This window comes from Kitasatospora sp. NPDC127116 (assembly GCF_042677365.1).
Taxonomy (GTDB): Bacteria; Actinomycetota; Actinomycetes; order Streptomycetales; family Streptomycetaceae; genus Kitasatospora; species Kitasatospora lactacystinica.
The window spans coordinates 1-9,706 of the sequence record NZ_JBHXTL010000217.1; the positions used below are offsets into that span (position 1 = coordinate 1).

General features: G+C 70.6%; 5 protein-coding genes and 1 pseudogene. 3 read left to right on the top strand and 3 right to left on the bottom strand.

Annotated elements, in window-relative coordinates; genetic code table 11:
- Nucleotides 1–286 precede the first annotated feature (286 nt).
- Nucleotides 287–1,573: an MFS transporter gene (locus ACFVHV_RS41975; RefSeq protein WP_380358909.1), complete on the bottom strand. Its 1,287-nt coding sequence runs from the start codon at nt 1,571–1,573 to the stop codon at nt 287–289.
- 1,105 nt (nt 1,574–2,678) lie between these two features.
- Here ACFVHV_RS41975 and ACFVHV_RS41980 point away from each other — a divergent pair.
- Nucleotides 2,679–2,822: pseudogene (locus tag ACFVHV_RS41980) on the top strand (GNAT family N-acetyltransferase); the annotation flags it as partial.
- Between the two features lie 215 nt (nt 2,823–3,037).
- On the opposite strand, the gene ACFVHV_RS41985 reads toward ACFVHV_RS41980, so the two are convergent.
- Nucleotides 3,038–3,973, bottom strand: a complete 936-nt coding sequence (locus ACFVHV_RS41985) for a glycoside hydrolase family 19 protein (RefSeq protein ID WP_359906848.1) — start codon at nt 3,971–3,973, stop codon at nt 3,038–3,040.
- Nucleotides 3,974–4,351: 378 nt separating this feature from the next.
- Between ACFVHV_RS41985 and ACFVHV_RS41990 the strand changes: the two genes are divergently transcribed.
- Both ACFVHV_RS41990 and ACFVHV_RS41995 read left to right on the top strand, forming a co-directional pair.
- Nucleotides 4,352–5,539 (top strand): cytochrome P450, encoded by a 1,188-nt coding sequence (locus ACFVHV_RS41990; RefSeq protein WP_359906846.1) that lies wholly within the window; start codon nt 4,352–4,354, stop codon nt 5,537–5,539.
- A gap of 303 nt (nt 5,540–5,842) precedes the next feature.
- Nucleotides 5,843–6,307: a phage tail protein gene (locus tag ACFVHV_RS41995; protein WP_359906844.1), complete on the top strand. Its 465-nt coding sequence runs from the start codon at nt 5,843–5,845 to the stop codon at nt 6,305–6,307.
- Nucleotides 6,308–6,422: 115 nt separating this feature from the next.
- Here ACFVHV_RS41995 and ACFVHV_RS42000 read toward each other — a convergent pair whose 3' ends face one another.
- Nucleotides 6,423–9,239, bottom strand: a complete 2,817-nt coding sequence (locus ACFVHV_RS42000) for a hypothetical protein (protein ID WP_380358914.1) — start codon at nt 9,237–9,239, stop codon at nt 6,423–6,425.
- Between the last annotated feature and the right edge of the window lie 467 nt (nt 9,240–9,706).

Consider the following 9,706-nt stretch of genomic DNA (forward strand, 5'->3'; position numbering starts at 1 on the left):
CCCGACCGCACCGAGGGCCGCGGCCGGTCCGTCGGCAGCTCCAACGGCTCCAGACCCGCCAACACCTCACGCCAGTAGGCCAATTGACCATCAACAACCGATGCGGATAAGTCGTCGCTACCCACAGCCATCGCTCCGAGAACCCTCTCTAGGCACAGGTCGGCACCCCTCTCGTGCGGGTTGGAGTTCTCTCCGCAGGGCATGCAGGAGAGCTCGCAGCGCACAATGAAGGGGGCACATCAAGAATGAAGACAAGTCAGTCGGACAACACTCAAGAATGAGGTGCTCAGCGCTTGGCGGCCGCCGCCGTAACTCCTTCAGGAGCCTCATCGTCACCGTTGGGCGACGACGGGAACTTCCGCATGGTACGCAGCGGCGAAAGGAGAATCGGAATAAAGGCGAAACAGCCCGCGGCGGCACACACGAAAAGCCCCTGGCGTACCCCGAGCCACCCGGCCACGGCGCCGCCCAGTACGGAGCCGACGGGCATGAAGCTCCAGGTCAGGAATCGCATCGTGGCATTTACTCGCCCGAGATATTCATCGGGGGTCAGGGTCTGTGTGCAGCTGACTTGAGTGACATTGTAGACGACGATCATAAACGCCGTGACACCGTCGGCGCAGGCCGCGATCCAGAGCGTCCAGCCGGATCCGACAAAGGGAAGGACGAGCGCAAAAGGGGAGCCGAGGAGCAGGATCAACCACATGGCAGGACCGGGGCCGGCCTTCTCGGAAATCCGCCTCGCCAGGAAGGACCCGAGGAGCCCACCCGCTCCGGATACGCTCAGGAAGATTCCGATCAAGGCGGGCGACAGATCGAGCGTCCTCGCCAGGAAGAGCATCATCACCGTGTAAGCGGCATACCACGTCAAGTTCAGCCAGGCGGAGGACCCGGCGATCGCGAGGAGCCGAGAGCTTCCGCGCACCAGACGGAGCCCAGCCCCGATCTCCTGGAGCATACGGGATTCCGTTCCACGGACCGGCTCCGCCTCTTCGGCGCGAATCCGTGCGATGCAGGCCGAGGAGATCAGAAGGCCGACGCTGGTCACCACGAAGGAGACCGGAGCCGTGAGCAGTGCCACGGCCTGACCGCCCAGTGAAGGGCCACCCACGGCAAAGACCTGCTGGACGCCGGTGAGCTTCGCATTCCCCTCCAGCACCCTGTCCCGACCCACAAGGCTGGGGAGATAACTCTGGTACGCGACGTCAAAGAATACGTTGCACGCGCCGAACAGGAGAACGGTGGCGTAGAGCTGCCAGATCGAAAGGAGGTCGACCCACCAGCACAGAGGAATGGAAAGAAGAATGAGAGAACGCGCAAGCTGGCACAGGACAAGGATTCTGCGACGCCGAAGCCGGTCCACCCACACGCCGGCCGGCAGGCCGACCAGCAGGAACGGGAGAGTGAGGAAGGTGGAGACGAGCCCCACTTCGAACGCTCCGGCATCCAGCGCAAGGACTGCGACCAGCGGGATGGCGATCCTCGCCACACTGACACTGGCGGCACTCACTGCCGTAGCGGCGAAGAGCCCCCTGAACCCTCGGTCTTCTAAAATTCCCGGCTTTTTGGTCATGAAGTTACCATCATAGACAACCAGTCACAGTAAATTGGCAAGGATTTCGCCGTTCGGCGGTCCGGAAAATGATGCCACCGGGGTGGCGAAATTTGCGACAGCATTCGCGAACTGGCCATCTGGAAAATTTCTCGTGCGGGGCCGGTGCGTCAAGCGGAGTGGTGCATCCCGATGGGGGTGGATCTGTCCTGCCGGCCGGATCTCCACGAACGGGGGGGCCTGGCCACTCCGTCGGTCCCTTGTCCCGGCGTTCGGCGTCTCGCTGTCGACCGTGCACCGCCGGTGCGCCGCCCCCGCGACGGCCGGGCCTTCGAGGCCCTGGTCATGGTGGTCCGGTGGTCCGGCCCGGACTCGACAGTGGCGAGCGGGGTGACTGCCACGGGGGGAAGGCCGTACGCACCGTCTCCTGGCTGCTCGGCCACCGCCGGCTGACCGTGCGACAGGAGCGGGTCGGCGACCGGGCCAACGCTATCCCCGTCCTTGCTGCAGCTCTGGCCTGCGACAAGGGACTCGTCGGACTCACCGCACGGGGCATCCGCCAGGGCGACGTGGGACACGAGGGGCTCTCCTTCTGCATAGGCATCCCGCATGGGTTTCGCCGAGACGAACGGAGTGTTGTTGCAATGTAACATTGCACATGTCTCAGTGTGTGGGGCGATGGCTTGAAGGTCAACTACATTCTCGGCACCCGCAGTTCGTGATCATCGGCGCACGGTCGCGGTGGCGGTGAGGATGTCCAGGTGAGCCGCCCCACGGGCGGATGCGGAGGCCCGCGGCTTGCAGGGCGGGGCTGGAACTGTACGTGGTGAGCATGTTGTTGGGCGACCGGGCCGAGGGAGAGGACGAGCGGGGGCAGGGGCAGGGGCAGGTGGCCGAACCGGGTGGGCAGGATGGCTGGTTACCGCCCCTCCTTCAAGGGGTGCGGAAATCCGTGGGCGGCCGCACGGAAGATCACGTACTGTGTGGCTCCACGCCCCGAGACGAACGGAAGGAGGCGAGTGCCGTGCGGTTCACACCTTTCCAGCGCTCCCTCTTCCGCTGTCCCGGCGTGGTTCGTGAGGTCTGACCGGGAGCGCTCCAAGCAGCCTGTATCCCGGAGGAATCCATGACCGATCCGGTCATCCGCGCGCTCTCCGCGAGCGACGCTCATCTCTTCGACGCACTCCCCGACCCCCTGGGCGCCCGTGAAGGCCATCGGCGTACCCGGTTCCGCCCCGACTGGAAGCGCGTCGGTACGAACTCCTGGTGGAGCGCTTCCTGTACCGCTGGACCCCGGAGCGAGGTCTGCCCGAGCGGCACCGGTCGCCTGTTCCTCCCGGCGGGCCGGGCGGCCTGGCGAGGAGTAGCACGCGGTGGGCGGTCCGGTCCGAGAGCAGGGCCGGACCGCCTGCCGGCGCCGGCCTGCCCGGTCCGCTGGCTTCGCGGACCGGGCAGGTGATCAGTTGTCTGACGGGTCTTGGGTGTTCAGCAGCTCAGGTTGTTGCCCGGTACGGTGCCGAGCAGCTGGGTGAAGCGCTGGTAGGCGTTGATCCGGCTCTGTACCTGTGCGGGGTTGCCGCCGTTGCACTCCAGTGAGCCGTTGATGCTGCGGATGGTCTCGCCGAAGCCGTAGCCGTTGACGATCGCGTTGTGGGGGGTCATGGTGCCCGGCCCGTTCTGGGTGTTCCAGTACCAGAGTGCGGTCTTCCAGGCGACGGCCGGGTCGGTCTGCACCAGGTTGGGGTTGCGCAGCAGGTCGATGCCGAGGGCGTCGCCGGCCGCCTTGTAGTTGAAGTTCCAGCTCAGCTGGATCGGGCCGCGCCCGTAGTACGCGGCCTGCCCGGCCGGGCAGCCGTACGGCTGTGAAGTGTCGCAGTAGTGGGGGTAGTTGGCGGTGTTCTGCTCGACCACGTAGACCAGCGCGCCGGTCTCGTGGTTGACGTTGGCGAGGAAGGCCGCGGCCTCCTGCTTGCGGACGGTGTCGCTGCCGGTGGCCGCGAAGGCGGGGTAGGCGGCGAGGGCGTCGATCAGGCCCTGGTAGGTGTAGAAGGGGTTCCGGTTCGGGAACATCTGGTCGAACTGGGCCTGGCTGACCGGGAATCCGCTCGGGTTCGGCGTGCCGGTGGACGTGGACGTCGGCGTGACGGTCGGGGTCGGGGTCGTCGTCGGGCCGGTGCCGCAGCCGCCCTGGTCGGACCAGACGCCGGAGCCTCCGGTGCTGGGCGGCTCGTTCTGGGTCCACCACTTGGCGAGCCAGTTGTGGCCGTCGTAGGAGACGGCGGCGCCGCCGGTGTAGACGGCCGAGGAGTTCCAGGGCGTGGCGCAGACGGCGGCGCTGGCGTTGGCCGCGGGCAGCAGCAGGACCACCGCCAGCGCCGTGGCGACGGCGGAGAGCAGCGCGAGCAGGCGTTTCGTGGACACTTGATCACCCCTTGTGCGGTGTGGGGCCGCACGGTCGTGGAGGTAGGGACGTCGGGGCAGGGGAGCCGGGCCCCGCGGGTGTGGGCACGTCGTGGGGGACGGGCCGACCGGGGTGCGGGCCGGTGCGGGGCTGACCCAGACTCAAGCGGAATGGTCTATACCTGTCAAGGGGTTCCCGGAAAAAGACGCACCCCGCGGAACGGCCGGGGAGGAAACAGGGGCCGGGGGCGGCTCCGGCTCGGGGGAGGGAGCGGGTGCGAGGCCTCCGCGCCCCCGCGCGCCGCACAGGACCGAGGCCGACGCGCGCAGCGGCACGAGCGCCTGGGTATCGGGAAGTCGGTATCGGCAAGTGGGTATCGGGCGATCACGGGAGGTTCCATGAGTGAGCAGCAGGAAGTGCCGCCGATCTCGATCTTCTACCGTCGCGACGGGCTCGGCCCGGGCCCGGCGCTGGGTGAGGTCCAGCGCGGGGACCGGGTTCGGCGCGTCCAGGACTTCTGGCTGCACCGGGTCGGTGAGTACTGGCTCGTCACCCGGCACGCCGACGTGCGGCGCGTGCTGGCCGACCAGGAGACGTTCGCGATGTACGACCCGCAACGCGCTCCGGTCCTGCCGAACGAGCTCCTCAACATGGACCCGCCGGAGCACACACGGCTGCGCCACGTCCTGACGCCGGAGTTCACCGGGAAGCGGATCCGCTCACTGGAGCCGATGATCCGCACCCTGGTCGGCGAGCTGATCGACGCCATGGAATCGCGGGGTCCCACGGCGGACCTGATGGCCGACTTCGCCCTGCCGCTGCCGCTCGGGGTGATCTGCGCGATGCTCGGCGTTCCCGACCCCGACCAGGGGCAGTTCCACCGCTGGTCCCGTACCACGCTGGATCTCGGGCTCCCCATCGAGGAACGGCTCGCGGCCGGCCGGGAATCGCACGCGTACATGGCCTCCCTGGTGGCGGAGAAGCGGCGCAGCCCGGACGACGGGATGATCGGCATGCTCGTCCGGGAGCACGGCGGCGCGGTGTCGGACTCCGAACTGGTCGGCGTCTGCGAGTTGCTGCTGCTCGCCGGCCACGTCACGGTGTCCAACACGATCGGCCTGGGCGTGCTCGCCCTGCTGTCGCACCCGGAACAGGCCGACCGGTTGCGCGACGCCACCGAGGGCGATCCGGTGATCGACACCGCCGTCGAGGAACTTTTGCGGTACCTGTCCGTGTCCAGCACCGCGCTGGCCCGGACCGCGCGGTGCGACACCGAGATCGGCGGCGTGCCGATCAAGGCCGGTGACCAGGTCGTCTGTCAACTGCCGGTGGCCAACCGCGACCCGGCGCTCGGCGCCGGGATGGACCGCTTCGACATCGCACGCAAACCCGTGTCGCACCTGGCGTTCGGGCACGGCCCGCACCACTGCCTCGGCGCTCCGCTGGCCCGCGCCGAACTGCGGATCGCGGTGCCCGCGCTCCTGCGGCGTCTGCCCGGTCTCGCGCTCGCGTGTCCCGCCGAGGACGTGCCCTACCGCGTCAACAACGAGGTCTACGGCCTCGACGCGTTGCCTGTCACCTGGTGACCCGTGGCGTCGACGGGAACCAGGGCGGCGCCGGGCACGGTGCGACGGACGTCCGCCGCGGCCTCCGGCACCCCGGCCGCACCGTCCAGGCAGGTCGGAGAACGGCTTCACCGGGCGCGACACCACCTTCAGGACCTGGAACCAGCCCCACCCGGCCCGCATACTGGCGGGAGCCGACGGCATCCCGGTCCACGGCGACCAGCGCTCGGAGCGGGACGTGGGACGCGGGACGAGGCAGCACTCGTTCCGGCGCGGGTGCCGGGGCGTCCGCCGTCCACCGACGCCGACGAGGAAGAACCCGCCATGACCTACACCGTGGATTTCGACACCGTCTCGACCGTCGGTCTGGAGTCTTCACCCGTCGCGGAGGCGCTGGCCGGTCTGCGGGCGAACGAGGCCCGCTACTTCAGGAACAAGTACGACCACGCCTTCACGGTGGAGCCGGCCGGCGACGCCCGGGAGGCCGTCGACTGGGTGCACCGGATCCTCAAGGAGGAACGGGACATCGTCATCGCGTCCCGCCCGCTGGAGGCCACGGCCTTCCAGGTCGAGAACATCCGCATGGCCTATGTCTTCTACGAGAGCGGGCTGTCGGTCAACGTGATGTACACCGTCGACGACGCCAAGAAGCGGGCGGTCGGGTTCAAGCTCTCCGAGGGGATGGAGATCCCGGAGGAGCTCGCCTCCCGCTTCAAGTTCGCCCGGCAGAAGTCGAAGCTCGCCGGTGTCATCCGCGGCTCGTTCTTCGTCGTCAAGAACGAGTACTGACCGCCGCACCCCCGCGTCCGGCGGCCCGGCCCGGCCCCGCCCCCGGCCCCGGCCCCGGGGACCGGAGCGACCGGGCGACCGGGGCGCCGACCGGGGGCCCTGGCTGCTCCGGGTGTCACGACTGCTCACCCGCCCGCAGTTCGGTGGCGATCCGGCGCCGGCCGGCGACCAGCGTCTCCACCACCACCCCGAGCCCGACCAGCAGGGCCAGGCCCGCGGTGGGCAGCAGCACCGGCATCAGCACGGGGACGACGACGTCCCCGACCTTGGCGCCGACCAGCGTCGAGATGTCGAAGGCCCCGCCCAGCAGGGCGACCGCCGCCAGTGCGATCAGGCCGCCGCCGACGGCCGCGGCCAGGGTCTGCGGCAGCGCCTCGGTCATGATCAGTGCCAGCCCCTGCCTGGGCCGCATGCCCATGGTGCGCAGTCGGGCGAGCACGGCGGTGCGGTCGGGCGCGGCCCGGAAGAGCGTCAGCAGGACGGCGAGCAGGGCGAATCCGGCTCCGGCGGCGGCCGCGTACCGGAACAGCCGCCCGGCGGCGTGCTGCAGCGGGTCGTCACCGAGCGCGGCGGCGGTCTCCCGGCTGCTGTGCACGGTGTATCCCGAGGGCAGGCCGTGGGTGTCCTTGCCGACGGCGGTGGCGTCGTCCGCGATCAGCTTGGCCAGTCCGACCGGTCGGTCCCCGCTGTTGTCCCGCAGGACCGTTCTGACCCGGTCGGGGTCGACGTCGCCGACGGCGAACCACGTGTTGACGCGCCTGGTGTCCGGCAGTCGTTCCCAGGCGGGGCCGGCGGGGACGACGACGAACGGCTTGCCCGGGTCCGGCAGTGCGGGGGTGGCGCCGACGACACCGGCGACGGTGAGGTGCAGGTCGTTGCCGTTGGGCGTGCGCACCCGGGACGGCCCTGCGGCCAGGCGTTCGGCCAGGTCGCGGCTGACCAGGGCGGGCACCGGGGTGTCCCGGCCGCCGCCGGACGTCCCGGCCAGCTTCGCCGGATCGAACCCGCCGACGCCGAGGGCCCGGGCTATCTCGGCGTACGCCGCCGGGTCGGCCACCACCACCAGGTCGGCCTCGGTGTAGTCCCGGTCGGTGGCGAAGAAGCGGGCTCTGGGCTCGATCCAGGCCGCGGTCGAGGCCCGGACGCCCGGCAGGGCGGCGGCGGCCTCGGTGAACGGCGCGGTCAGGGTGGCGTAGTCCGGGAGGGCGACGCCGATGTCCCCGCCCGTGGCGATGCGCGCGGCGCGGGTCCGCACGTGGTCGACGGTGTCGAGCACGGTGGCGCCGAAGCCGGTCGTGGTGACGGCGATCAGCAGGGCGAGCAGCGGCAGCACGGAGGGCTTGCGGCGGCCGGAGCCGTCGCGGGCGGCCCGGGCGAGGCCGAGGAAGCCGATCGGGCCGCGGCCCCGGCCGGCGAGGGCGGCCAGCCGGCCGACCACCACCGGTTCGATCCTGGCCAGCAGCAGTCCGCCGGTGACGGCGAGCAGGAGCGGCGCGGCGACCAGCAGCGGGTCCACCCCGGCCCCGGGGTGGCCGACACCCCGGCGCCGGACCTCCGCCACGGCCGCGGCGGTGACCGCCAGGACGGCGAGTTCGCCGACCAGTCGGCGGCGGCCGCCGGCCGGTCGTCGACGGGACCACAGCAGGGCCGCGCGGACCGGAAAGGCCAGCAGCGCGATCAGGGTCGCGACCAGGGCGGCCGACACCGCGCGGTCCCACCGGGGGGTGGGCAGCAGCACCAGGGCGAGGGCCGTGGCGAGCACGGCGGCGGGCAGGACGGTGACCGCCCCCTCGCCGATCAGCCGTCGCAGCACCCCGGCGAGGGAACCGCCGCGAGCCCGGAGCAGCCGGATCTCGGCGGCGCGCCGGTCGGTGGTGAGCGCGGCGGCCAGGAAGAGCACCACGGTGGCGACGCCCGCGACGCCGGCCGGGCCGATCGCGCTGAGCGGCAGCGAGGCACGGTAGCGCTCGTCCGCCCGGGTGAGGACGTCGGGCAGGCCGGAGACGGTCTGCAGGTCGGCGCGTCCGGTCGCGTCGAGGAGGGCGGTGGCGTCGCGCCCGGTCAGGAAGGATCTGATGACGTCGCGGGTGCGGTCGATCCGGTCGGCGTGCAGCGAGGCGGGGTCGACGGGCAGCCGCCAGAAATTCTCGGCGGTCGAACCCCAGCGGACCAGCGCGGGCAGGCTGCCGCCGTCGACGAACCCGCTGGTCGTCCAGTGCTCGTGGTCGGGCTTGGTGTTCAGGCAGGCGCGGGCCGGGCAGCCGAGGTCGTCCCAGAACGGGTCCTGGGGGTCGTTGACCCGGTAGAGGCCGACCACCACGGTGGTCCGCCTGGCGCCGGAGCTCTCGACGCCGTTGTCGATGACGTCACCGAGTTTGATGCGGATGGTCTCGGCGGCCTTCTCGCTGACCACGATCGGCAGCGGACCGCCGACGGCGCCGGGGGTCGGCCAGGTGCCGTCGGTGAGGGTGGCCCGGGCGGCCAGGTCGTGCAGGTGGAGCAGGCTGAGGACCGGGTAGGGCTCCTTGTCCGAGATGTGGGCGTACCCCGGATTGGCCATGGAGTGGTCGCCCAGGGCGCGGGCACCGTAGGCCTGCCCCGCTCGGGACGGCGTCAGCCGCCGGCCGACCTGTTCGACCAGTTGCCGCTGCACCCGGTCGAGTTCGACGGCGGTGTCGTCGTCCCGGGTCCTGGAAGTGGTCTGCAGGCTGGTCTGGTTGGGGCCCTTCCCGCTGACGAAGTCCTGGAGTGCCGTGTCCGCGCCCCGGTTCGCGATGCGGGGGAGGGCCGCCGCGAGGAAGACGGTGACGAACGCGAGGGCCGCCATGAGCAGCGCCGACAGCGGGTTCGCCCGCAGCCTGGTGCGGACCCAGCGCGGTGGGCGGTGGGCGGAGTCGCGGGTGGGCACGGGGGTGCCGGCCCGGGCGGTCACTTCTCCTCCACGTGGCGCAGCCTGCGCACAACGGAGCCGAGCATCACGTTCCTCCCCCGGTCGCGCCCCGGTCGCATCCCGGCCCCACGCGTCGATCCGGTCCGGGGAGGTCGGCTGCGGACGGGCACCCTGCGGGCCCAACCGGCGCACTGATCACCGGCATTCGGTCACCGGATAGCGGACGATGCTGTCAGATTCAATCCGGGAACGGAAGGGACTCGCGCGATTCACGTGAGCAATGAGCGAATTCCTCGTACCGTCCTCGGTCCAATCGGGAACATGCCATTGAAATGACGTGCACACTCCACGGCTCGGGCCGTCTCGCACCCCTTGTGACCAGGGGACTTTCCTTTCACGAATTCCCCGCCCGGGACGGTGAACCGAAGAAGCCGTCGTATTCGTTCGCCCGGCCGCACCGTTGGGACGTCATCACACCCGAGGGCCGCTCCCGCCGTTCGGCGGGGCCG